Raw genomic sequence first — 24,304 nt, 5'->3', positions numbered from 1 at the left:
CCTGCGGCCGTGCTTCATCCCGTTTCCACGACCCGGAAATATCGCCCGCTTGGACGACCGCTCCGGATCGTGCATTTTGAGGCCGGTAACGCGAAGCGAGACACCGCATGTCGTCCTATTCTGATGATCTCCACCAGGCGGCGCTCGCCTACCATCGTCTGCCGCGCCCCGGAAAACTCGAGATCCAGGCAAGCAAGCCGCTTGCCAACCAGCGCGACCTCGCGCTTGCCTATTCTCCCGGCGTCGCCGCCGCCTGCACCGAGATCGCCAAGAACCCGGCCGAGGCCGCCACGCTGACCACCCGCGCCAATCTGGTCGCCGTGGTCTCGAACGGCACCGCGGTGCTCGGCCTCGGCAATATCGGCCCGCTGGCCTCCAAGCCGGTGATGGAGGGCAAGGCCGTCCTGTTCAAGAAATTCGCCGGCATCGACGTGTTCGACATCGAGATCGCAGCCGACACCATCGACCGCGTGGTCGAGACCGTGGCGGCGCTCGAGCCGACCTTCGGCGGCATCAATCTGGAAGACATCCGCGGGCCGGAGTGCTTCGAGATCGAGGCGCGGCTGAAGGAGCGCATGAAGATCCCGGTCTTCCATGATGACCAGCACGGCACCGCCATCATCGTCGCCGCCGCCATCACCAACGGCCTCCGGCTGAACGGCAAGAAGCTGTCCGACGTCAAGATCGTGGCATCGGGGGCGGGGGCCGCGGCGATCGCGACGCTGAACCTGCTGGTGTCGATGGGCGCGCAGCGCAAGAACATCTGGGTCTGCGACATCGACGGCCTCGTCCATGAGGGCCGCAACACCTCGATGGACCGCTGGAAGGCGGTCTATGCGCAGAAGACCGACAAGCGCACGCTCGCCGACGTCATCGGCGGCGCAGACATCTTCATCGGGCTGTCGGCACCGGGCGTGCTCAAGCCGGAGATGGCGCAGGCGATGGGCGACAAGCCGCTGATCATGGCGCTCGCCAACCCGACGCCGGAGATCATGCCGGAGGAGGCGCGCAAGGTCCGCCCCGACGCGATGATCTGCACCGGCCGCTCCGACTATCCGAACCAGGTCAACAACGTCCTCTGCTTCCCCTTCATCTTCCGCGGTGCGCTCGACGTCGGCGCCAGCGCTATCAACGAGGAGATGAAGCATGCCGCGGTCGAAGCCATCGCGCAGCTCGCGCGCGAGGCCCCGTCCGATGCGGTCGCGCAAGGGTTTGACACCGGCGAGACGCAGGGCTTCGGCCCGGGCTCGCTGATCCCAAGCCCCTTTGATCCCAGGTTGATCCTCCGCATCGCGCCGGCCGTGGCGAAGGCTGCGATGGAATCGGGCGTCGCGACGAGGCCCATCACCAATTTCGACGAGTACACCGCGCTGCTCGAGCGCTTCGCCTTCCGCTCCGGCCTCGTCATGAAGCCGATGTTCGCCAAGGCCAAGACCCAGCCGGTCCGCGTGATCTATGCCGAAGGCGAGGACGAGCGCGTGCTGCGCGCGACGCAAGTCGTGCTGGAGGAGAAGCTGGCGCGCCCGATCCTGGTCGGCCGTCCCTCCGTGGTCGAGGCGCGCATCAAGCGCTTCGGCCTGTCGATCAAGGCGGGCAAGGATTTTGATCTGGTCAATCCCGAGGACGATCCGCGCTACCGCTCCTACGTGCAGTCCTATGTCGAGGTCGCCGGCCGCCGCGGCGTGACGCCGGATGCGGCGCGCACGGTGGTGCGCACCAACAACACGGTCATCGCTGCGCTCGCGGTGACGCGCGGGGAGGCGGATGCGATGCTCTGCGGCGTCGAGGGGCGCTACATGAGCCATCTGCGCCACGTCCGCGAGATCGTCGGCTTCTCGCCGGGGATCAGCGACTACGCCGCGCTGGCTCTGCTGATCACCAGCAAGGGCGCCTTCTTCATCGCCGATACGCAGGTCCGCCCCAATCCGAGCGCGGAGGAGCTCGCCGAGATCGCCTCGCTCGCCGCGGTCCACGTCCAGCGCTTCAACATCAAACCGAAGATCGCCTTCGTCTCGCACTCCGATTTCGGCAGCTACGACACTGAATCCTCGCGCAAGATGCGCCGGGCGACGCAGCTCCTGAAGGAGAAGCACCCGGAGATCGAGGCCGACGGCGAAATGCAGGGCGACACCGCGCTCTCCGCCGCCGCGCGCCGCATGGTGTTGCCGCACTCCAAGCTCGAGGGCGAGGCCAACATCTTGATCATGCCGACGCTCGACACCGCCAACGTCGCCTACCAGATGATCAAGTCGCTGGCGGACGCGCTGCCCGTCGGTCCGATCCTGGTCGGCCCGGCGCGCCCGGCGCACATCCTCACCCCCTCGGTGACCGCGCGCGGCATCCTCAACATGACCGCGGTGGCAGTCGTGGAAGCGCAGGAGCGCGCGGCGAGGCAGCAGCCGACGTTGTTCACGTAAGGGCGAGCTGTCGCCGCGCGGGAGGTGCAAATCCTTCTCCCCTTGTGGGAGAAGGTGGCGCGTAGCGCCGGATGAGGGGTATCTCTCCGCGAGCCGCGATCGCGAGAGTTGCCCATGCCGATAGAAACCCCTCACCCGTCTCGCCGCTTCGCGGCGATCCACCCTCTCCCACAAGGGGAGAGGGACACACCCGCGCCGCCAACTTTTGAATTGCTCGCAGTTTTCCATTTCCCCGTTTGAAAACCGCAAACGGACTCTCCATAATCGCGTAGTCCAAGTTCCGATTTCAAAAAGCCTGAGCCAAGAGGCCGATCATGCCAGCGTTCGTGACTTTCGGGCGGATCCTGTTCGCCGTGCTGTTCATCTACACGGGCGCCACCAAGCTCTTCACCATCCAGGCAACGGCCGATTACATCGCCACCAAGGTCGTGGTGCCCGACGCGATCGCGCCCTACGCCAAGCAGGTCGAGACGGCGACCGCCATGACCACGCCGCAGCTGCTGGCGATTGCGGTCGGCGGGCTCGAGATCATCGCCGGGCTGATGATCGCGCTGAATTTCGGCGCGCGCTTCTTCGCGATGCTGCTGATCGTCTACGTCGCCGTTGCGACTGTCCTGTTCTACGATTTCTGGAATCAGGTGCCGCCCGACAACGCCAAGATGCTGGTCGACGCGCTCAAGAACCTCTCGATCATCGGTGCGCTCTGCATGATCATCGGCTATGGCCGCACCACGCGTCCGGCCGAGGCGGCTTACGGCGACGTGTAGCCGACGAGGCATCCTCCGCACGCGCAGATGCGCGTGGCGTGAACCTTCATTCACACGTTATGGCTTTGAGATCACAGCGGTTCCGCAAAATGGCGGGCGTTGAGGAGCGCGCGCGTTTCTAGCCTTGTCGGACTCTCCCGGAACCGAATACGACGGCTCGACCGGTTGCATGGGCGCGACCGGCACGGGGCGACAGGGGCGAGACTTGGTACATTCGAAGCGACGGCTGGTACGTGCGGTGACCTTGCTCGGAGCCGCGCAGGTCGCCGCCTTTGCCGTAACGGCCGCACGCGCAGCCGACTTGCCCGTGAAGGCGCCGTCACGACTTGCTCCGGTGGCGAACTGGACCCAGTTCTATATCGGCGCAGGACTTGGTTTCGACTTCATGTCGGGGCGCTCGAACCTGACGCCGGTCGGCGGCGGCCCTTCGTTGTTCGGCCTCGACGGCTTGCAGGGTGCTGATCTTGGATTGTCGGCGTTCGCCGGCTTCGACGTCCAGGTTGCGCCGCGCTTCGTGGTCGGCGGCTTCGTCGATTACGACTGGTCGCGGCAGCGGACGATTGTGAACGTCGGGGGCAATGGCCTGGGGCTGAACGTGACCGCAGGCATGCCGTCGCTCGACCAGGGCTGGACCATCGGCGGCCGCGCCGGATTTCTGGCGACACCCGATATCCTGCTCTACGGGCTCGCCGGCTACAGCCAGATGCGCATCAACAACTGGAATCTGAGCTACGTGATCCTCGGGGGCGGCCCCTCCCTAACGGTGCAGGAGCCGGCACAGACCTCGCATGGTTATACGGTCGGCGCGGGCGTGGAGTATCGTCTTGCCGGCAACGTGTCGCTGCGCGGTGAGTATCGCTATGTCGGGCTCGGCCGCAACACGACGGTCGATCCGCTCGGCGCGGTCTGGACCACCGACCTGTCGGAGCACGTGATCCGGATCGGTGCGGCCTACCGCTTTGGTCAATTCGGCGGTCCTGCGACCACGGCTGCCGCGCCGGCGCTCAATCCGGCCTGGACGGGTGTCTATGTCGGCGCAGGCATCGGTGGCGATGCCATCACGCCGCATGTGGCGGCATCGATTCCCGGGGCACTGGATTTCAACGCCGAGGGTCTCGGCGGCGCCGATGTGGGCGGCACTTTCACCATCGGCTATGATCGACAGATCGCACCGAAATGGGTGATTGGTGCGTTCGGCCTGATCGATCTTGCGACGAACGGCGGGGCCAGCGTCACGGCAACGGGCGGAGGCGCGACGATCACGTCGGATCTCGCGTCGGTGAAGTGGGCCTGGACCGTCGGTGGGCGCGCCGGCTATCTCGTCTCGCCAGAGACGCTGGTCTATGTGCTGGGCGGCTATAGCGGGTCGACCGCACGCGGCGTCACCTACAATCTGCTGGGATTTGTCAGCACCAGCCCCGAGCGTGAATATCACGGCGCGACTGTTGGCGGCGGTTTCGAGCGCTTCTTCAGCGACAGGATCTCGGCCCGTGCCGAATATCGCTTGACGCATGTCGAGACGCGCGACGATCTGACGGACAGCTTGTTCACCAGCGTCAGCGCGGGCGGCACGATCCACACGCTGCGCGGATCGCTGGTCTATCATTTGCCGACGCCGTAGGTCCTGTTGCGCGGGGAGGACGAGCGATCAGTCCGGGCTCGGTGGCGCGATCTCGCGCATCCAGCGGGAAATTGTCGCGCCGCCCGCTCCATCACTGCCGCGCTGCACGCCGAGCAGTGCGGCCTCGCGGGCTGCCCGCGGCGTGATGCCATAGGCTGCCTTGAAGGAGCGCGTGAAATGCGCGTCGGTGCCGAGCTGCCAGCGCCGCGCGACCTCGCTGATCCTCAAGTTGCGCGCATCGGAATTGGCGAGGTCGAAGAAGGCGCGGTGCAGCCGGCGGCTGCGGATGTAATCGGCGATGCCGCCGACCGGCGCGAACAGCCGGTACAGCGAGGCCCGTGACAAGCCGAAGCGGGTTGCGATCGAACTGGCCGACAGATCGTCGCTGCCAAGGCTGGCCTCGATATGCTGGCGGATGCGCATCAGGGACGGTCCCGCGGTGACGGGCTGCTCCGCGTCGGCCTCGACGCGTTCGAGCTCGTTGCGCAAGCATGCAGCAAGGAGCGAGACCGTGCCCTCGACCACCGACTGGCATTCGTCGAGCGTCATGCGCGGCGCAAATTCGAACAGGGCGCTGAGGTGCCCCGCAAGCAGCCTTGCGATCACGCCGCTCGCGGGCAGGACGAGGCCGTGCAAATCGTCGACCCGCAGCAGATGCGTGCCGAACATCGGGCGCGGCACGACCAAGGTGACATTCTCGAAGGCGGTCGCCCTGGTCTCCAGCGTCTGGGCAAGGTCGAACAGGCAGATGTCGCCGGCGCGCACGCGAACCGGCCGGGCGCCGGCAACGCCGTCAAAGCCACCCGCCACATAGAGCTGGAGGATGATGTGGTCCACGCCGCTGCGCGCAATCGTCTCGGGGGTGCGGCGGAAACGCTGGCCGCTGGCACGGCTCAGCCCGATCAGCACCGGCCCCATGGCGTAGGAACTGACGTCGGCACGGAACGGGCCGGGCTCGTCGGCAGCCAATTCGTCGACGTCGAACAGCGTCGCGATGGCCTCCCGCCAGGCCGCGATGTTCGCGCTTGGATCCATCAGGTCGGCCGTGAAGCCGAAGGCCGGGAGCTGGGATGAGGCCGGGGCAGCATCGCCCGTCAGTCCGGAGGCGTCCTTCGGACGTGTGGTTGTGCCGTTGTCGCTCATGGTGGTCGTGGTCGCGTATCGATCGTCTTGGGAGGGGCAGCCGGGGAAGCCGGCTCCGGGGTATAGGGCGATCTCCGGCAGAGGGAAAGCGGATCATTTGTATGCGAATCCCGCCGGTATCGTTGGGTACTCAGCGTCCGATCCGCGTGCCCGTCACGCCCCGAAGCCCCCGGGGCTCTTGCTCGTTTGTCTCAGTCTATTGATGCGGCGTTTCCAGGCCGCTTGCTCGCATTGACGCTACCTCGTGGAGGCTCGAATAGCGCCCCAGGGCAGCGGGAGACCGGGTCCACGACGGCATGATGCCGAAGGCGGGGTTAAGGGCTGGAATGGTGTTGCGTGGTGATCTCGGGACGGTCTTCGGAGCCCGGTCCGCTGACGGGTGGGTGCGTGCATCGGCGCGGTCGTTGACCACCTTGCTCGGCACTTCGGCTCTGGTGACGGCGGCGCTGGTGATGGTCGCATCCCCCGCGAAAGCGATCGATGCGACCTGGCTCGCCACGCCCGGCTCGGACGTCTATGCGGCGGGATCGAACTGGAGCGGCGGCAGCGTTCCTGACGGCACCGCCTCGTTCGGGGCGTCCACCATCACAAATCTCAGCATTATGACGATTCAATCGGTCGGCGGATGGACCTTCAACTCCGACGCGGGAAACTACGTCATCACCGTTGATGGTGAGGTGTCATTGCGATTTCTCGGCGCCGGCATTGTCGTCAACGGTGGCAGCGTTGTCCTCAACATCGATGTCAGCGGTGTCAGGTTCGGAAACAGCAGTACCGCGGGGACCGCGACCATCAACGTCAACAATGGTTCGCTCTCCTTCACCCAGAGTGCCACGGCCGGCAGCGCCGTGATCAACAACGACAGCGACAGCGATATCTCGTTCAAGAACACCAGCACCGCCGGCAATTCCAGCATCAACAATTTCGGCACCGTCACGTTCATGAGCGGGGCTACGGCCGGCAATGCCACGATCACCAATTCCGGCTCGGGCATCATCTACCTCCAGGACAGCAGCAGCGGCGGTACGGCGCGCTTCATCAACAATGCCTATGTCGACATATCGTCCAGCACCGCGCCCAGCGTCACGATGGGCTCGATCGAGGGCTCCGGCACGATCTATCTCGGTTCGACGAATCTCGAGGTTGGCGGCAACAATCTCTCGACCGCCTATGCCGGCGTGTTGCAGGACGGCGGGAGTGGCGAGGGCTCGGGCGGCTCGCTGACCAAGGTCGGCACGGGCACGCTCGTCCTGACCGGCACGAGCACCTACACCGGCGGGACCATCGTTGCCGGCGGCGTGCTCGACGTCGAAGGCTCCCTCAACGGGACCTCGTCGGCGACCGTGCAGTCCGGCGCGGTGCTGATGGGGACTGGCAGCATCGTCTCGCCGATCGTCTCGGTCGACAGCGGCGGCACGCTGGCGCCGGGCAATGGCAGCGCCGGCACGGTGCTGACGCTCGACGGCAGTCTCGCCTTCGCGTCCGGCGCGTTCTACCTCGTGCAGGTGAACCCGTCCGTTGCCGCCTCGACGACGGTCACGGGAACGGCGGATCTCGGCGGTGCCACCGTGAAGGCGGTGTTTGCTGCGGGCAGCTACGTCTCGAAGACCTATACGATCCTCAGCGCAGCGGGCGGTGTGTCCGGAACGTTTGCGTCGCTCCTCAACACGGGTCTGCCGTCGAACGTCCACAGCAGCCTGAGCTACGACGCCAACAACGTCTATCTCAACCTCGCGCTCGATTTCGCGATCGCGCCGCACCTCAACGTCAACCAGCGCAATGTCGGTAACGGGCTGACGAACTCGTTCAACCGGAATGGCGGCATTCCCGGCGTCTATGCCGCATTGTCGGCTGGAGGCCTGACGCAAGCCTCCGGCGAGCTTGCAACGCGCGTGCAGCAGACGACGTTCGAGGCGATGGGGCAGTTCGTCAACTTGCTCGCCGATCGCAGCGTACCGGATTGCGCCGTGCCGGAGCAGCGCGGCAAGCCGCGCCTGTGCCCTGAGGCTGCACGTTGGTCGGTGTGGGCGTCCGGCTTTGGCGGGGCGCAGGAAAGTAACGGACACGCCGCGCTCGGATCGAACGATGCGACGAGTCGCGTGTTTGGGACCGCCGTCGGGGCCGATTACCGGTTCTCGGCCGATACGCTAGCCGGCTTTGCGCTGGCCGGCGGCGGGACCAATTTTGCCGTGAACGGGCTTGGCAGAGGACGCTCCGACCTGTTCCAGGCCGGCGCGTATCTGCGCCACGTGAACGGCCCGGCCTATGTCGCCGCGGCGCTGGCTTATGGCTGGCAGGACGTCACCACAGACCGCACGGTGACCATCTCCGGCTCGGACCGGTTGCGGGCCGAGTTCAATGCCAACGCCTGGTCGGGTCGGGTCGAGACCGGCCATCGCTTCGCGCCGCCATGGATGAATGTCGGCTTGACGCCCTACGCGGCGGGGCAGTTCACCACCATCGCGCTGCCCGGCTATGCCGAGGCTGTGCTGTCGGGAAGCAACGCGTTTGCGCTCGCCTATGGTTCGAAGAGCGTCACCGATCCCCGTGCCGAGCTCGGCTTCCGCGCCGACAGAGTGGTTGCCGCGACCAATGGCGTCCTCACGCTGCGCGGACGTCTCGCCTGGGCGCATGATTTCAATCCGAACCGGGCGATCGCTGCGACCTTTCAGGCGCTGCCGGATGCCAGCTTCGTCGTCAACGGCGCTGCGCAGGCCGCGGACTCCGCGCTTCTCACGGCCGCTCTTGAAAAGCGATGGCAGAGCGGCTGGTCAGCCGCGGCGACCCTCGAGGGCGAGTTTTCGAGCGTGACGCGGGCCTATACGGGAAAAGGCGTCGTCCGATATGCGTGGTAGACGAGGCGATAGAAATGGGTAATTTGATACCCGTATTGTGCATGGGGTTGTTTTAGAAGTTCAGGTGGCGCCTCGCGCCGCCCGCCACGGCGTCACGGTGACCTCATGCGCCGCATCGAGCAGGTATGGTTCGCCCGGCTTCATTCCATGTGAGGCCAGCACCTCATGCGGCGTTCGCTCGGGAACGCCGACGAAGCAGCCTTCGCCGCCGGGCAGGCGCAGGTGCGGGGCTTCCGACAGCCAGAACGTGTCGTAGCGGTCCATGAACATGTCGAACACGACGGGGCCGCCGATGATCGCGACCATGCCGGACGCGACGTCGGCGAAGGCACAGGCCTCCTCGAAGCTCGCGTGATCCGGATTCCACAACGTCGCATTGGGCATTTCGGGATCGACGGTGAGGGCCTTGATCTTGCGCGTCAGGATCAGGCGCCTGCGCTTCGGCGAGTTCGGCTGCTGCTCGTGCGAGCGACGGCCGTGCACGATCAATGCGGCGCGATCGAGCGCCTGCTCGAAGAACAGCTTGTCGCCTTCGAACTTCAGGGTGTCGGGCATGACATGGCTCGCGTCGGCGAGCATGCCGTCCGCAGAGACGATGACGTAGCCTTCGAGACGAAGAGACAAGTGCCGGCTATTCGGAAACGGTCGTCACCACGGAATTGACCGGGCGGCTGCTCACCGTCGGCAGCTTGATGTCCTTCATCAGCTCCTGGTCGTATTCGGGCAGTGTCGAGGCCGGGAATTTTGCGCGCATCGCCACCACCTTGTAGCCGCCGGCCTTCAGGCGCTTGAGCAGTTCGGGCAGGGCTTCGGCCGTGTGCTTCTGGAAGTCGTGCATCAGGATGATGCCCTTGCCCTTGCTGTCGAGCTTCTTCATCACGGTCTCCACCACCTTCTCGGGCTTGGAGGCCTTGAAGTCGAAGGAGTCGATGTCGCAGGAGAAGATCGCCGTGTTGCGGTTGCCGAGATAGGTGACCATCTCCGGCGGGTGCTGCAGCGCCGGGAAGCGGAAGAACGGCGAGGGCGAGATGCCGCCGAGCGCCCATTTCACCGCGGAAAGACCTTTCTCGATCTCTTCCTTGCGCTGGGCTTCGGTGAGCTTCTTGTTGTTGAGATTGGCGTGCGACCAGGTGTGGGTGCCGACCGTGTGGCCGGCCGCGTAGACCTGCTTCAGGATCTCGGGCTCGTAGGTCGCGTGCTTGCCGATCGAGAAGAAGATGCCGGTGGTGCATTCGTCGGCGAGCGCCTTCAGCACGGCGGGCGTGTTCTTCGGCCAGGGGCCGTCGTCGAAGGTCAGCACCACCTCCTTGTCGCGCAGGAAGTCGAGCTCCTTGAAATGCTCGAAGCCGAAGCCCGGGCCGCCCGTGGTGTCGATCTCGACGGTGCGGGCAACGCCGAGCGCACCTTGCGTGTTGCAGGCCGCGCGCGCCGGCTGCGGCGCCTGCTTCGGCGGGGGCGGATTGACGAAGCCTGCCGGCGCGGCGGCAGCGGCGGCGGGCGCAGCTGCCGGAGCTGCAGCGGGCGGTGCGGCGGCGGCCGGCGCTGCCGCAGGTGCGGCTTGCGTTGCGGCCGCGGGCTTTGCGGCCGGGGTCTGCGACCATGCGGCGCCCGTCATCGCAACGGACATCGCGCTTGCCAAAATCAGTCCTGCCGCCACACGCATGGTGTTGTCCTCGAGATTGATCCCGTTGTTCCGCCGTGGCTTTTTGCCTCCGGCAAAACCGTCCTGCCCCAAACGATCCTAGCCTAGATGGTGGGCCATCGCCATGGCAACGCCTGTTTGGCATCCCGCCACAATTGTGCCCAACCGGATTGGGCCAGCGTGCGTCACGTATCGGCGAGGGTTTTGGCAACGGCCGTCTTGATCCGTGTGTCGGCCGGCTCGACCGCGGACGGAAATACCTCGGCGATATAGCCGTCACGGCCGATCAGGTATTTGTGGAAGTTCCAGCGCGGAACTTCCCGTGGGCGCGCCTCTGCCGCCCATTTGTAGAACGGATGCGCCTTCGCGCCGACCACGACGGCCTTGGCTGCGATGGGGAAGGTCACGCCATATTGGTGGTGTGCGGTCTCCGTGATCTCGCTCGTGCCGCCGGGCTCTTGTCCGCCGAAATCATTGGAGGGCACGCCGATCACGGTAAGCCCGCGCGCGCGAAACTCGCCCCAGAGCTCCTGCAGGCCCGCATATTGCGGGGTGTAGCCGCAGAGCGATGCGGTGTTCACCACCAATAGCGGCTTGCCGGTGAATGCGGCGAGGCGGATGTCGTCGCCTGACAGCGCGGGGAAGGAGAAGGCGTAGGCCGAGACCCGGCTCATGCCGCCATCGGCGAATGCGCGCGTCACCGGCGCGACAGTGCCTGCGAGCGCTGCGACGAGCATGGTCCTGCGATTCATCATGACGGTGTCCCCCGAAATGATCCGGGGCGCATGTTACTCCGCGGCTGCGACCTGCCTCGTCAACACCGCGTTATCGGGAGCGATGGGACGTCAGTGCTGACGTCGCTCGAAAACGGTTAGTACAGACGGACGATGAAATCGGTGCCTTCGCCGGTCTCACCCTGGTTGATGCCCTGGTCGGAGACGATGATCGACCCGCCGGTGGTCAGCATCTCGTTGATCTTCGCCATGGTGTCGGCGGGCACGGAGATGCGGTCGAGCGCTTCGGCCGGGCTGTCCGGCGTCACCACCGGCTTTGCGGCGACCGGGATCACGGCGGCGCCGCCCTTGCGGCGCGTCACGCGGCCGTCGTCCTCGCGCGCAGCGGAGCGGGCGGTGACGGGCAGTGACACCACCGACCAGTGCAGCGCATTGGCGTCGGCCTTGTCGATCTCGGCGGTGAAGACATGCGTGCCCAGCGGGCGGTCGCTGGCGGCGATCGTCACGGGCGCCTCGAACAGCGGCGCGAAGTTCTGCCGCACATAGACCTTGGAATCCTTGCGGCTGATGAAGACGGCGATCTGGCCGGCCCGCTTGGGGGCGTCCGGCTTTGCCGCCGGCGCGGGATCGGCGATGCGCGTCTCGTCTTTCTTCGGGTCGGGCGAGGCAGTTGCCGCATCGGGCTTCCTGGCGGCATCGGCAGCTTCAGTCTTCGCAGGCTCCGATTTTGGCGCGTCAGACTTCGGCGTGTCGCTCTTGGCCGTCTCGACCTTGTCATCGGTCTGTGTGGGCGCCTTGGGCGCTTCCGCGGTCTCGCTGGGCTTGGCTTCGGCGTTCGCCGGCTTGGCCGCGTCCAATGCCTCGGCGGTCTTCAACTCGGACTTCGCGGGCGCGTCAACCTTGTCAGCCGTTGCGGCCACGTCATCGCGCGCCGGCGCGTTACCCGTGGTCACGTCCGACATCACGGTGTGGCCGACCGACGAGCGCAGTTCCAGCACCGCGTCGGCGCTGGCGGTCTTGGTCTCGACTGGCTTGCCCTCAGTGACCTTGGCGGGGGCACCCTTGTCGCTCTTGTCGTCGACATTGGTCTGCGGCTCGAGGCTCGCCGCGGGCTGCGGCGGCACGCGCACCGAAGCGAGCAGCGGATGCTGGAAGCTGTGCGGCGTCATCTCGCCGGGTGAGACGATGACGCGCGCGCCCATCTTGGTCCAATTCCACATCTTCACCGCGAATGCCATCGGCATGCGGATGCAGCCGTGCGAGGCGGGATAGCCCGGCAGCACGCCGGCATGCATGGCGACGCCGGACCAGGTGATCCGCTGCATGTACGGCATCGGCGCGCCGCTGTAGATGTTGGAGTGGTGGAATTTGTGCTTCTGGATGACGCTGAACACACCCATCGGCGTCGAATGGCCCTTCATGCCGGTCGACACCGGGGATTCCGCGAACACGCCGTTGGTATCGTAGACAGTGACCTTCTGCCGCTCGATCGAGACGACGATGACGAGGGGGCCTTGCGGCTTGGTGCCGGCTTCCTTCTCGGGGACGATCGCCTTCTTGCCCGCTGCGCCGCGCTTTTGCGGCGGCTTCTGGCGCGGGAAGTCGGGATGCCGATCCTGCCGGGAGGCGTAGGACCCGTCGGAATAATCCGTCCAGTAGTAGAACGCCGCGTCCGCCTGGCTCGCCGTACCGAGCACACCCGCCGCCGTCAGAATGGCGACCTGCCAGAGCCGCGTCGGCTTGGCAGCAAAACCGGACCCGTTCACGCTGTTCATCCTCGAATCCATAATCCAAATCAGACGTTAGTCTCGCAGAGGGGATACGCGTTCACCAGCAAGGCGGTTCTGCCATCAGCTACTTTTGTCCAAGACGTAGCAAAAAAGCCTCACGGAGCGGTAAACGGCGGCCGTGCCCGGCTCCCCGTCGTCTTCCTGACCCGCCAGACGATACCTACATTGCCAGGACTTGTTACCGGAGAACTTCATGTCATCTCGTTTCCCCGGTCTTTCGGGCATCCGCTTGAAAGGCCTCGCTTTATTCCTCCTGGCCGTGGCTCTGCCCACAATGTCTGCCCAAGCTGCCGACGAGCCCGATCTGATCTTCCGCCGCTCCACCGTGTTCAAATGGATGAGCCCGAACGACAAGCTTGCGACCTATGGCCTCGACGACCCCGAGGTCGAGGGCGTCGCCTGTCATTTCACGGTGCCGGAGAAGGGCGGGTTCAAGGGCTGGCTCGGCCTTGCCGAGGAGGTCTCGGACATCTCGCTCGCCTGCCGCCAGGTCGGCCCGATCAAGTTCAAGAACAAGATGGAGCAGGGCGACGACATGTTCCGTCAGCGCCGCTCGCTGTTCTTCAAGAAGATGCAGATCGTGCGCGGCTGCGACGCCAAGCGCAACGTGCTGGTCTACATGGTCTATTCGGACAAGCTGATCGAAGGCTCGCCAAAGAATTCGACCTCGACCGTGCCAATCATGCCGTGGGGGCCGACCGACGCCAACGTCCAGAAATGCGGTGAGTTCTTTACTCAGTGACGCGCTTCCGTTCACTCAGTAACGACGGTGCGACCGGCGCGCGGTGTCGCAAGATGCGAGCCGGTCAACCGTACGAACATTTGCGGCGTGGCCTCATAGCCGCGACTCGATTGCAGCGCCATTTCGCTCCCCGAAGTGGCGCCGCTGCGAACCGGCGGTTGATCTCCGCGGTCCGTCCGCTGGTCCGCCTCGCGCGGCGTTGCGCGATCTCGTGCCATCATGATGGCCATTCCTCACGTGAATGCGCCCGGTGATCCCAGGCGTCTCGGTTTCGATGGCTTGGGTCGCGGCCGAAGCGTTCCCGGTTCGACAGGATCCAGCCTTCGTTTGGCTTCTCTTCAGCAGAAAAACGTAAAACGCATGTGAAGCGTGTAAGGCGGGCGCATGACGGCGCCTGCGCGCCGGCGCCGTTTCGCGCTGATCCGGACCCGGCGGGCGGTTTTGAGCCGTCGGGTCCCCTCTCTGAAATGATTGGCATTTTCCGAGAATTGTTTCGTCGGCTCGAGGCGGACGAAACAATTCGCAGGAAGATGAAACCATTTTCGGCTTTTGGCGCATCACGCGCGAAACCGCCCATGGTTATCAGCTTCGCAACGACGACGGCGGATCGTCGGCTGCGGAATTGAGGGACAAGACCATGCGCGCGCTCAGCTTCATCCTTGCTTTCGGCTTCGTGCTGGCCGGTTCCTCGTTCGCGGGCATGCCCGACGGCAATCTGCCGGGTGTCGGCACCTTCCAGTACAGCGGTACGCCGGTCATGACGCCGGCGCAGCAGCCGATCGTCGTCGCCGCGCGTTTCTGATCCCGCAAGAAATCAGCCGGCAAGCACCATCATGTCGCTTCGTTTCAGCGCCGCAGCGTTCATCTGCCTTCTGACATTCAATTCCGTGCAGGCGCAGGTACGCGCGCCCTCGCGTCTGCCCGATCCACGCAGCGAATTCGTCCGTCAATGTGCGCCGCGCATGCTCGGGCGCTGGGAGCACCCGGAAGAGGTGTGCGGCTGCCTGCATGACCACGCCGCCGCCGTCGTCGAGGACCGCGACCTGCGCGAAGCGCTGCTGCGCGGCATCAGCGAGACCGGCGTGCCCACGATCGAGACCGATTGGGTGCCGACCTCAAAGCAGAGCGAGATCGGCCCGACCTTCACCAAGATCGCCAAGCCGACGCTTCAGTGCATGTTCGATCCGGCGAAGTAACTTCTCAGATCATCATTTCGTTTTCGGCCCGTGCCGCGGCACGCAGGAGGCCGTGCGCGCAACGCCCTTGTCGGTCATCTTCGCGCCGCGCACTTCCTTGACCTGACCGGCAGGGCAGGTCCCGTCATCCACGAGCACGCGCTGGCCGAGCTTCAGATCCACGATGTCCTGCTCGCGCCCGATAGTGGCTGCGCCCGCCGTCGAGGCAAGCGCGATGGAGATCAGAAGCGAAAGGCAGGCCGCGCGGCGCAGTGACATCGTGAAGGCTCCCGAACTGGATGCCGCAATGTAGGGAGCGATCGGCGATTCTGATAGGGAAGTTGGTTACGCCCGCCGGGCCGGCCTGCCTTTCGCGCGCAACGCGATCCGCGATTCCCGCGCGAGCCGCTGGGCGGAAGCCACGAGCCCGGGAACCGCATGCCCCGAAAATCCCAACACGAAGCCGGGCAGTGGGCGCGTCCGCGAATAGGTGTCGGCGAGCAGCCAGCCCTCAGCGCCCGCGGCCCGCTTGGCCTCTGCCGCGACCGACAGTTCGACCGATGGATCGAACCGGGCGACAAGATGCAGGCCTTGTGACGGCACCGGCACGGACAGCGCGCCGTCGGATACCGCTTCCAGCGTTCCGGCCAGCGCATCGCGCGCCTCGCGATAGAGCTTCCGGACGCGCTTCAGGTTTGCGGCGAACGCGCCGGAATTGAGCATGTCGGCGACCGCGCCCTCCATCAGCGTGCCGGGAAAGCGGTCGAGCGCGGCGCGCGCGTCGGTGACGTCGCCGATCAGCCGCTCGGGCAGGGCGCAATAGCCGATGCGCAGGCCCGGAAACAGGGTCTTGGCGAAGGTGCCCATGTAGATCACGCGCTGGAGATGATCGATGCCGGCGAGCGACATCAGCGGCGCGCCGTCATAGCGGAACTCGCTGTCGTAATCGTCCTCCAGCACGAAGGCGCCGGCTTGCCTCGCCCAGTCCAAGAGCTCCAGCCGCCGCGGCATCGACATCTGCACGCCCAGCGGGAACTGATGCGACGGTGTCACATAGGCCGCGCGGGCATTCGGCCCCGCAGTTCGTCCTTTGGCGACGCGCATGCCGTGCTCGTCGACGGGAACGGGCACGGCACGGTAGCCGCAATGCGCGATGGTTTTTCGCGCGGCAGGGTAACCGGGGTCCTCGCACCACACTTGATCGTTGGGCTTCAGGATCGCACTCAGCACGATGCGCAGCGCATGCAGGGTGCCTGACGTCAGCATGATCTGATCGGGATCGCAGCGCAGGCCGCGCGCCGACAGCAGGTGGTCGGCGATCGCCGCGCGCAGCTCGCGGCTGCCGCGCGGATCGCCATAGTGCAGGTGCTCGGAGCCGAACGCGCGCATGCGGCGGCCGACGAAGGCGCGAAAGCGCTGCACTGCGCGCTCGTCGATATGGGTGCAGCCGAGCGAGAACGCGCCTTGCCGGGGCGCGTCGACCACGACCTTCGCCTGCTTCGGCCCGGCCGTGCGCGCCGGAATCCGCGCGGCGACGAATGTTCCGGAGCCGACCGTAGCGTCGGCAAAGCCGTCGGCGATGAGGCGCTCATAGGCGGTGACGACGGCGTTGCGCCGAAAGCCGGTTTGCGCTGCCAGCGTCCGCGACGGCGGCAGCGGCTCGCCGGGTTTGACGAGGCCGGAGACGATCGTCTCGCACAGCGCCTGATAGAGGCGATGCGCCGAAGAGGCGCCGGCGGTGATGTGCGGGCCGCTGAGATCGAGCGGCAGCTCGGCCTTGGCGGGCGCGGGCGATTTGGCCGGAGAATTGGTCGGAATTTTTCGCATGGAATTGGAACTATCGCAGACCAAATCCATGGCTACAACTGCTCAGGAATTGTTCCAATCCCGACAGGAGCGGCCGTGAGCCAGACCGAGAGCCCAAATTCCTATCCGACCTCAGCGCGCAACCAGGTCAAGCGCCGTCACGACCGGGGCTTCTACGATCATGAGACGGTTCACCGCATCCTGGATTCCTCGATGCTGTGCCACGTCTCCTATGCGATCGACGGCCAGCCCTATTGCACGCCGACCTTCTTCTGGCGCGAGGGCACGCGGCTCTACTGGCACGGCTCGAGCGCCAGCCGCATGCTGCGCAACCAGACCAAAGGCGAGCGCGTCTGCCTGACGGTCGCCCATCTCGACAGCCTGGTGCTGGCGCGCTGCGGCTTCAATCATTCCGCCGACTATCGCGCGGTGATGGCGTTCGGCACCGCCTATCTCGTCACCGACCCCGCCGAGAAGGAGCGGGCGGTGATCGCCATGGTCGACCGCTTCTTCCCGGACCGCACCGCGAGCCTGCGGGCGAGCAGCACGCAGGAGATCAAGGCGACCTCCTTTATCGCCATGGAGATCGAGGAGGCCTCGGCAAAAATCCGCGCCAAGGGTGTGGCCGACGACGACGAGGATTACGCGTTGCCGATCTATGCCGAGCGCATTCCGGTGCGCACCGTGCTCGGCGCGCCGGAACCTTGCACGCGCCTGCTCGACGGCGTGCGCCGGCCTGCGACGCTCGATGGCTATTCCGAAGGCCGCCTGCTCGAAGATGCATTGCGGGATGCTTATTTTGTGGAGTACCCGAACGGCTGAAATCGGCTAGCTTGCGCGCTCCCTGAGGAATGAAATGCCTGGAGTTGCCCTGATGAATGCCGAAACGCAGCAAAGGATTCTGGACGCCGTCGACGCCGGCTTCGAAGCCCAGCTTGCGACCACACGCGATTTCGTCGCGATCCCCTCGACCCGCGGGGCGGAGGGGCCGTGCCAGGACATGATCGGCGACCTCCTGCGCGCGCGCGGCTACGAGGTCGACGACTGGCACATCAAGGTCGACGATCTCAAGGATTTGCGCGGCTTCGGCCCGATCGAGCACGATTTCTCGAAGGCGCGCAGCGTAGTGGGCACCTACCGTCCCGCGACCGAGGCCGGCAAATCGCTGATCCTCCAGGGCCATTGCGACGTGGTGCCGGCGGGTCCGCTGGAATTGTGGGAGACGCCGCCGTTCTCGCCCGTGATCAAGGACGGCAAGATGTTCGGCCGCGGTGCCTGCGACATGAAGTCGGGCACCATCGGCGCGCTCTATGCGCTCGATGCGATCAAGGCCGCGGGCCTCAAGCCGACGGCGCGGATTCACTTCCAGTCCGTGATCGAGGAGGAGAGCACCGGCGTCGGCGCGCTCTCGACGCTGCAGCGCGGCTATCGCGCCGATGCCTGCTTCATCCCGGAGCCGACGGGCGGCAAGATGGTGCGCTCGCAGGTCGGCGTGATCTGGTTCCGCCTGCGCGTGAAGGGGCATCCGACCCATGTCGCCTTTGCCGGCTCGGGCTCCAATGCGATCATGGCGGCCTATCATCTGGTCCACGCGCTGCAGAAGCTCGAGATCGAATGGAACGAGCGCGCCAAGGCCGACAAGCATTTCAAGACGCTGAACCATCCCATCAACTTCAACCCCGGAATCATCAAGGGCGGCGACTGGGCCTCCAGCGTGCCGGCCTGGTGCGACGTCGATTGCCGCATCGCCGTGTTGCCGGGCTGGTCGGTCGCCGATCACCAGAAGGAGATTGCGGCGTGCGTCGCGGCGGCCTCGCGCAATCACCGCTTCCTTGCCAACAATCCGCCCGAGATCGAATGGTCGGGCTTTCTGTCGGAAGGCTATGAGCTGACCAATGCGGCGGAGCCTGAGGCGGCGTTCGGCAAGGCCTTCAACAAGGTCTATGGCGGCATGCCGGAGGATCTCGTCTTCACCGCGCTGACTGATACCCGCTTCTACGGCCTGAACCACGGCATCCCGAGCCTCTGCTTCGGCGCCAGCGGCGGCGAGATGCACGGCTTCAACGAGTATGTCGACCTGGACTCGCTGAAGAAGAGCACCAAGGCGATGGCGCTGTTCATCGCGGAATGGTGCGGGGTGGAGAAGGCGTAAGGGGCGCTCCGTCCGCGGTGCCGTAGGGTGGGCAAAGGCGCGCTTGCGCCGTGCCCACGATTTTTCTCCGACATGACCAGATGCGTTGGCACGCTTCGCTTTGCCCACCCTACGGCACTGTATCCGTCGTCATTGCGAGCGCAGCGAAGCAATCCAGCTTCCTCCGCAGGAGAAGCCTGGATTGCTTCGTCGGTGCGCTCCTCGCGATGACGGCGGAAATATCTTGCCGCTCCGCTGCCCAATCCACCGGCTCGCCAAATCCTTTAAGCTTAAAATAAAGACTAGGATGCCGGCCCTCCCGGTGGCAGACTGGCGCGTGGTCGCGGGGCCTTGAGTCCGCCGAGGAATGAACGATGCGCGATTGGGATGATGCTTACGCCAATTCGGCCCATATCCCGGGCTCGGACAAGATGCCCGCGCAATGGGCGGAGCGGGCGGCGGCCTACCGTGCCGGGCTGGAGGATCTTCGCGCCGACATCGCCTACGGCTCCGGTGAGCGGCAGCGGCTCGACCTGGTCCTGCCCGACGGCGACAGCAAGGGGCTGGTCGTGTTCGTCCATGGCGGCTACTGGATGCGCTTCGACAAATCGACCTGGACCGATCTGGCCGAAGGCGCCCGGCACCATGGCTGGACGGTGGCGTTGCCGAGTTACACGTTGACGCCTGGCGCACGCATCTCCGACATCACGGCGGAGATCGCGGCCGCCATCGCGAAGGCGGCCGCGATCTCCGCCGGCCCGATCCGGCTCGCCGGACACTCCGCCGGCGGCCATCTCGTGACGCGCATGCTGTGCGACGACAGCCGGCTCGAGCCTGCCGTGTTCAACCGCGTTGCCGGCACGCTCTCGATCAGCGGCCTGCACGATTTGCGGCCGCTGCTGAAGACGAAGATGAACGAGACGCTGCGCATGACCATGGAGGAGGCGACGCTCGAAAGCGCCGCGCTGCATCTGCCGCGCGGACATTCGCCCGTGACCGCCTGGGTCGGCGGCAGCGAGCGGCCCGAATTCATCCGCCAGTCCGACCTGATGGCCAATGTCTGGACCGGTTTCGACGTGCCGACGAGTCTGGTCGTCGATCCCGGGCTGAACCATTTCACCGTCATCGACGGACTGAAGGATCCGTCGTCGCCGATCACCGCGCGCCTGATCGGCCTCGACTAGGCACGGTACGATCGATCGAAAGGGCCAGCCATGACGTCCAGCGATTACGATCCCACCAAAGAAGGCGCCGAGACCGATTTCGCCCGGCGCATGTCTTACGGCGATTATCTGGCGCTGGATGCGATCCTCGGCGCGCAGCATCCACTGTCGGAAGCGCATGACGAGATGCTGTTCATCATCCAGCATCAGACCACGGAGCTGTGGATGCGGCTCGCCATCCACGAGCTCAGCGCCGCGCGCCGCGCCATCGCCAAAGACGAGGTTGCCCCCGCGATGAAGATGCTGGCGCGGATGTCGCGCATCTTCGAGCAACTCAACAACGCCTGGGACGTGCTGCGCACGATGACGCCGAGCGAGTACACGCGCTTCCGCTCTCAGCTCGGCCAGTCCTCGGGTTTCCAGTCGCGCCAGTACCGGCTGATCGAATTTCTGCTCGGCAATCGCAATCATGCGATGCTCAAGCCGCACGCGCACGATGCGGAAACGACAAAACTGCTCGAGGCGGAGCTGGCGACGCCCAGCCTCTATGACGAGGTGCTCAGGCTTGCCGACCGCAACGGGCTCAAGATGCCGGCGGCCGTGCTCGCGCGTGACGTCCGCGAGACCCACAGCTTCAACGAGGGCGTGCTGCAGGCCTGGCGTATTGTCTACGAGGCGCCGGAGACGCACTGGATGCTCTACGAGCTCGCCGAGAAGCTCGTCGATTTCGAAGATTATTTCCGGCGCTGGCGGTTCAACCACGTGACGACGGTGGAGCGTGTCATCGGCTTCAAGCGCGGTACCGGCGGCACCGGCGGTGTCAGCTATCTCAAGCGCATGCTCGAGGTCGAGCTGTTTCCCGAGCTCTGGCGCGTCCGCACCATCCTGTAGAAATGTCCATGACCAGATATCGCGTCTATGACGACACCAAGGCCCTGTTCCATCTGCCTGACGGCGTGATCTATCTCGACGGCAATTCGCTCGGCGCGCTGCCGCTGGGCGTTGCCGAGCGCGTCAGCCGCGTCATCACCACCGAGTGGGGCAACGAGCTGATCCGCGCCTGGAACACCGCAGGCTGGTACGCGCAGCCCCGCCATGTCGGCGACCGCATCGCCCGGCTGATCGGGGCGGAAGTCGGCTCCGTGATGGTCGGCGACACGCTGTCGCTGAAGGTCTACCAGGCGCTGGCGGCTGCGCTCGACATGAACGCATCGCGCAAGGTCGTGCTGTCGGACACCGGCAATTTCCCGACCGATCTCTACATGGCAGAGGGTCTGATCGAGACGCTGGGGCGCGGCCATCAATTGCGCCTGGTGGCACCGGAGGAGATCGAGGCTGCGCTGTCGGAGGAGGTCGCTGTCCTGTACATCACCGAGGTCGACTACCGCACCGGCCGCCGCCACGACATGGCGAAGTTGACGGCGAAAGCGCATGCGCTCGGCATCGTCACCGTCTGGGACCTCGCGCATTCGGCCGGCGCGCTGCCGGTCGATCTCGCCGGCTGCGGCGCCGATTTCGCCGCAGGCTGCACCTACAAATATATCAACGCCGGTCCCGGCGCGCCGGCCTTCCTCTACGTCGCGCCGCGCCATGCCGATACCGCACGCGCCGCGCTGTCGGGCTGGATGGGCCACGCAAAACCCTTTGCGTTCGAGCTTGCCTATGCCGCCGCCGGCGGCGTCGAGCGCATGCGCGTCGGCACCCCGCCGGTGCTGGCCATGGCGGCGCTGGAGGCCTCGCTCGACATCTGGGACCACGTCGATATCGCGGAAGTCCGGGCGCGATCGCTGGCGCTCGGCGATCTCCTGATCGCCGAGCTCGAGCGCCGCTGCCCGTCCTTGAAGCTCGTCACCCCGCGCGCCCATGAGCGCCGCGGCTCGCAGGTCTCCTTCGCCTTCGAGGGCGGCTACGCCGCGATGCAGGCCCTGATCGCCCGCGGCGTCATCGGCGATTTCCGCGCGCCCGACATCATGCGGTTCGGCATTACGCCGCTGTACATCGGCGAAGCCGAGATCGTGCGGGCGGCGGAGATCATCGAGGAGGTGATCAAAGACGAGATATGGCGTAGGCCGGAGTATCAGGTCGTGAACGCCGTGACGTGAGGAAGGCAATTTCTCGCGGCGTCATTGCGAGGAGCCCTTGCGACGAAGCAATCCAGAATCTCTCTGCAGAGGCCGTCTGGATTGCTTCGCTTTGCTCGCAATGACGGCGGAGAGATCGGGAGTGCTATCCCCACAAAGCCGCAACGATTGCATCGAGCCCGTCCGTGAGCGCTGCCGGTCCCGGCTGCAGGATGATCGGTGACTTGATCTCGATGATGCGGTCCGCGCGGACGGCGGGAATCTCGCTCCAGCCGTCGCGCGCGCGGATGCGGGCAGGGACGACCTTCTTGCCGCACCAGGAGGCGAGGATTACGTCGGGTGCGACCTCGCGCACCGCCTCCGCCGGGATGATGCGATCCTTTGCCGCCTGCCGATGTCGCAACTCCGGAAACACGTCCTCACCGCCGGCAATCTCGATCAACTCGGAGACCCAGCCGATGCCCGAGATCAGCGGATCGTCCCATTCCTCGAAATAGACTCTTGGGCGCGGCGAGGGGCGTGGTGTTGCCGCGATCGCGGCGAGATGCGTCTCCAAGCCTTGAGCGAGTTCCTCCGCGCGCCCGGCGGCACCGATCAGTGCGCCCAGCGTTCGGATCATTGCAAGAATTCCAGCGACGTCGCGCTGGTTGAAGACGTGGACGTCGACGCCGGCGCGCACGAGGTCTGCGACAATCCCGGCCTGCAGGTCCGAGAAGGCCAGCACCAGGTCAGGCTCCAGCGCCAGGACCTTTGGGATATCTGCTGAAACGAAGGCCGACACCCGCGGCTTCTCACGCCGCACTTGCGGCGGGCGCACGGCGTAGCCGGAGACGCCGACGATGCGGTCCTGCTCGCCGAGCAGATAGAGTGTCTCGACCGTCTCTTCGGTCAGGCAGACGATGCGGCGGGGCGGGTAGTGGCGCATGATGGACCATATGCGCTGATGCCGCGGCGGATGTCACGGCGAGCATTACCTCGGACGTCATTGCTTTGCGGCGCGAAGCCATTCACGTTGAGACAACAATGATTTGGGAGGAGATCCGATGACGCCGCTCGAGAAACTTAAAGCGATGAAGATGCCGTTCGCCGAGCTCAAGGGCGTCGAATTCGTCGAGGCCGGGAAGGACCGCGTGGTGGCGCGGATGATGGTCCGGCCGGACCTCTGTACCCTTCACCACACCATCCATGGCGGCGCGGTGATGGCCTTGGCCGACTCCGTCGGCGCGGCGGCGACCGTGATCAACCTGCCGGAGGACGCCAAGGGCACGACAACGCTGGAGAGCAAGACCAACTTCATCGGCGGCGCCAAGGAGGGAACCACCGTGATCGCCACTGCAACCCCGGTCCACCGGGGCCGGCGGACCCAGGTCTGGACCACCCGGCTGGAGACCGAGGACGGCAAGCTGGTCGCCGTCGTGACCCAGACGCAGCTGGTCCTGTAAGATTACGGGGCTTTGATTTTGTTAACGAATTAGTCGCTTCCGGTGCCGCTAAGTTGGGCAGGCTCCCGCCTTGAAAACCTTGTTGCGATGCACAATATAGGGAGCCTAGGGATTCGAACGCCTCCTCGAGGGACACCAAGAGGAGTTTTGACGTGGTACTTGAAGACACCGTTCGCGCGCCGTCCGTCCAGGGCTATGTGCGGACCCTGAGCCAGCAGGAAGAGTTGCCGCTTCTGCGCGATCACCTGCTCAGACTCGATGCCGAAAGCCGGCACGACCGTTTCAACGGCTTTCTCGACGACAGCTTCATCGAGCGCTACGCCGCGCGTTGCGCCGAGGACGGCACCGTAATCGTCGCCTATATCGTCGACGGCGTGGTCCGCGGTGCGGCCGAGCTGCATCCGCCGGAGGGCGATTCGCTGCCCGAGGTGGCCTTCAGCGTGGAAGCCTCCGCGCGCCGCCAGAACGTCGGCACCGTGTTGTTCAGCCGGCTGATCGCGGAAGCGCGCTGGAAGGGCTACAAGCGCCTGCGCATCACCACCGGCGCCGAGAACCACGCGATGCGGGCGCTCGCCAGGAAGTTCGGAGCGCACCTGCAGTTCCGGCATGGCGAATCGACCGGCACGATCGATCTGGTCAAGACCACCGAAGACGAGCTCGCCGATCTCGCGGCCTCGCCCTTCAAGGCTGGTCGTGCTCTGCTCAGCTTCAACTCAACGTGCTGGAAGATCATCTCCAGCATGTACGGCAATCGCGCCGCCTGAATTCAGAAGCGGATATTGGAATCAAAAAGCG

22 protein-coding genes are annotated in these 24,304 nt (G+C 65.5%); 14 read left to right on the top strand and 8 right to left on the bottom strand.

Annotation, left to right across the window (positions count from 1 at the left end; all coding sequences use genetic code 11):
- Positions 1-107 precede the first annotated feature (107 nt).
- The 3 genes from A7X65_RS09040 (at position 108) to A7X65_RS09030 (ending at position 4,805) form a co-directional block, all read left to right on the top strand.
- Positions 108-2,417 (top strand): NADP-dependent malic enzyme, encoded by a 2,310-nt coding sequence (locus A7X65_RS09040; RefSeq protein ID WP_063683994.1) that lies wholly within the window; start codon positions 108-110, stop codon positions 2,415-2,417.
- Between the two features lie 314 nt (positions 2,418-2,731).
- A complete protein-coding gene (locus tag A7X65_RS09035; protein WP_063683992.1) occupies positions 2,732-3,184 on the top strand; it encodes a DoxX family protein in 453 nt (150 codons plus the stop codon).
- Between the two features lie 238 nt (positions 3,185-3,422).
- Positions 3,423-4,805, top strand: a complete 1,383-nt coding sequence (locus tag A7X65_RS09030) for an outer membrane protein (protein WP_245323356.1) — start codon at positions 3,423-3,425, stop codon at positions 4,803-4,805.
- Between the two features lie 27 nt (positions 4,806-4,832).
- Here A7X65_RS09030 and A7X65_RS09025 read toward each other — a convergent pair whose 3' ends face one another.
- Positions 4,833-5,948, bottom strand: a complete 1,116-nt coding sequence (locus tag A7X65_RS09025; protein ID WP_063683990.1) for a helix-turn-helix domain-containing protein — start codon at positions 5,946-5,948, stop codon at positions 4,833-4,835.
- A gap of 326 nt (positions 5,949-6,274) precedes the next feature.
- Here A7X65_RS09025 and A7X65_RS09020 point away from each other — a divergent pair, with 326 nt between their 5' ends.
- Positions 6,275-8,803, top strand: a complete 2,529-nt coding sequence (locus A7X65_RS09020) for an autotransporter outer membrane beta-barrel domain-containing protein (RefSeq protein ID WP_063683988.1) — start codon at positions 6,275-6,277, stop codon at positions 8,801-8,803.
- A 60-nt stretch (positions 8,804-8,863) separates the two neighbouring features.
- On the opposite strand, the gene A7X65_RS09015 is transcribed toward A7X65_RS09020, so the two are convergent.
- From A7X65_RS09015 to A7X65_RS09000, 4 genes are all read right to left on the bottom strand, one after another.
- Positions 8,864-9,427: a dihydrofolate reductase family protein gene (locus A7X65_RS09015; RefSeq protein WP_063683987.1), complete on the bottom strand. Its 564-nt coding sequence runs from the start codon at positions 9,425-9,427 to the stop codon at positions 8,864-8,866.
- 7 nt (positions 9,428-9,434) lie between these two features.
- Positions 9,435-10,466: a polysaccharide deacetylase family protein gene (locus A7X65_RS09010; protein ID WP_063684887.1), complete on the bottom strand. Its 1,032-nt coding sequence runs from the start codon at positions 10,464-10,466 to the stop codon at positions 9,435-9,437.
- A 164-nt stretch (positions 10,467-10,630) separates the two neighbouring features.
- The gene (locus A7X65_RS09005) at positions 10,631-11,200 is read right to left on the bottom strand and encodes a glutathione peroxidase (protein WP_063683985.1); all 570 of its coding nucleotides are present in this window, start codon (positions 11,198-11,200) and stop codon (positions 10,631-10,633) included.
- 116 nt (positions 11,201-11,316) lie between these two features.
- Positions 11,317-12,954, bottom strand: coding sequence for a L,D-transpeptidase (locus tag A7X65_RS09000; RefSeq protein WP_063683983.1), 1,638 nt, complete (start codon positions 12,952-12,954; stop codon positions 11,317-11,319).
- A 208-nt stretch (positions 12,955-13,162) separates the two neighbouring features.
- Here A7X65_RS09000 and A7X65_RS08995 point away from each other — a divergent pair, with 208 nt between their 5' ends.
- The 3 genes from A7X65_RS08995 (at position 13,163) to A7X65_RS08985 (ending at position 14,907) form a co-directional block, all read left to right on the top strand.
- Entirely contained in the window at positions 13,163-13,711 is a 549-nt protein-coding gene (locus A7X65_RS08995) for a CreA family protein (RefSeq protein WP_063683981.1), read from the top strand.
- 637 nt (positions 13,712-14,348) lie between these two features.
- Positions 14,349-14,513, top strand: a complete 165-nt coding sequence (locus A7X65_RS42575; protein WP_167358220.1) for a hypothetical protein — start codon at positions 14,349-14,351, stop codon at positions 14,511-14,513.
- 31 nt (positions 14,514-14,544) lie between these two features.
- Positions 14,545-14,907: a hypothetical protein gene (locus tag A7X65_RS08985; RefSeq protein ID WP_063683979.1), complete on the top strand. Its 363-nt coding sequence runs from the start codon at positions 14,545-14,547 to the stop codon at positions 14,905-14,907.
- 12 nt (positions 14,908-14,919) lie between these two features.
- Here the strand turns inward: A7X65_RS08985 and A7X65_RS08980 are convergent, their stop codons facing one another.
- Positions 14,920-15,165 carry a DUF6719 family protein gene (locus A7X65_RS08980; protein WP_063683977.1) on the bottom strand — a complete coding sequence of 82 codons (246 nt, stop codon included), beginning with the start codon at positions 15,163-15,165 and terminating at the stop codon, positions 14,920-14,922.
- Positions 15,166-15,231: 66 nt separating this feature from the next.
- Positions 15,232-16,713 carry a MocR-like pyridoxine biosynthesis transcription factor PdxR gene (gene pdxR, locus A7X65_RS08975; RefSeq protein ID WP_063684885.1) on the bottom strand — a complete coding sequence of 494 codons (1,482 nt, stop codon included), beginning with the start codon at positions 16,711-16,713 and terminating at the stop codon, positions 15,232-15,234.
- A 75-nt stretch (positions 16,714-16,788) separates the two neighbouring features.
- Between pdxR and A7X65_RS08970 the strand changes: the two genes are divergently transcribed.
- From A7X65_RS08970 to kynU, 5 genes are all read left to right on the top strand, one after another.
- Entirely contained in the window at positions 16,789-17,514 is a 726-nt protein-coding gene (locus A7X65_RS08970; protein WP_063683975.1) for a pyridoxamine 5'-phosphate oxidase family protein, read from the top strand.
- Between the two features lie 52 nt (positions 17,515-17,566).
- Positions 17,567-18,844 carry an ArgE/DapE family deacylase gene (locus A7X65_RS08965; protein ID WP_063683973.1) on the top strand — a complete coding sequence of 426 codons (1,278 nt, stop codon included), beginning with the start codon at positions 17,567-17,569 and terminating at the stop codon, positions 18,842-18,844.
- Between the two features lie 353 nt (positions 18,845-19,197).
- On the top strand, positions 19,198-20,007 hold the full coding sequence (locus A7X65_RS08960; protein ID WP_063683971.1) for an alpha/beta hydrolase: 810 nt from the start codon (positions 19,198-19,200) through the stop codon (positions 20,005-20,007).
- A 30-nt stretch (positions 20,008-20,037) separates the two neighbouring features.
- Positions 20,038-20,877 carry a tryptophan 2,3-dioxygenase gene (gene kynA, locus A7X65_RS08955; protein WP_063683969.1) on the top strand — a complete coding sequence of 280 codons (840 nt, stop codon included), beginning with the start codon at positions 20,038-20,040 and terminating at the stop codon, positions 20,875-20,877.
- An 8-nt stretch (positions 20,878-20,885) separates the two neighbouring features.
- On the top strand, positions 20,886-22,088 hold the full coding sequence (kynU, locus tag A7X65_RS08950) for a kynureninase (RefSeq protein WP_063684884.1): 1,203 nt from the start codon (positions 20,886-20,888) through the stop codon (positions 22,086-22,088).
- A 124-nt stretch (positions 22,089-22,212) separates the two neighbouring features.
- On the opposite strand, the gene A7X65_RS08945 is transcribed toward kynU, so the two are convergent.
- Positions 22,213-22,992, bottom strand: a complete 780-nt coding sequence (locus tag A7X65_RS08945) for a cobalamin-binding protein (RefSeq protein ID WP_063683967.1) — start codon at positions 22,990-22,992, stop codon at positions 22,213-22,215.
- 118 nt (positions 22,993-23,110) lie between these two features.
- Between A7X65_RS08945 and A7X65_RS08940 the strand changes: the two genes are divergently transcribed.
- Positions 23,111-23,509, top strand: a complete 399-nt coding sequence (locus A7X65_RS08940) for a PaaI family thioesterase (RefSeq protein WP_028144953.1) — start codon at positions 23,111-23,113, stop codon at positions 23,507-23,509.
- A 152-nt stretch (positions 23,510-23,661) separates the two neighbouring features.
- Positions 23,662-24,273: a GNAT family N-acetyltransferase gene (locus A7X65_RS08935; protein ID WP_063683965.1), complete on the top strand. Its 612-nt coding sequence runs from the start codon at positions 23,662-23,664 to the stop codon at positions 24,271-24,273.
- Positions 24,274-24,304 lie beyond the last annotated feature (31 nt).

Source organism: Bradyrhizobium stylosanthis (genome assembly GCF_001641335.1).
Lineage (GTDB): Bacteria > Pseudomonadota > Alphaproteobacteria > Rhizobiales > Xanthobacteraceae > Bradyrhizobium > Bradyrhizobium stylosanthis.
Note: the sequence above shows the minus strand (reverse complement) of the source record. Positions and strands in the feature narration are given on the sequence as shown.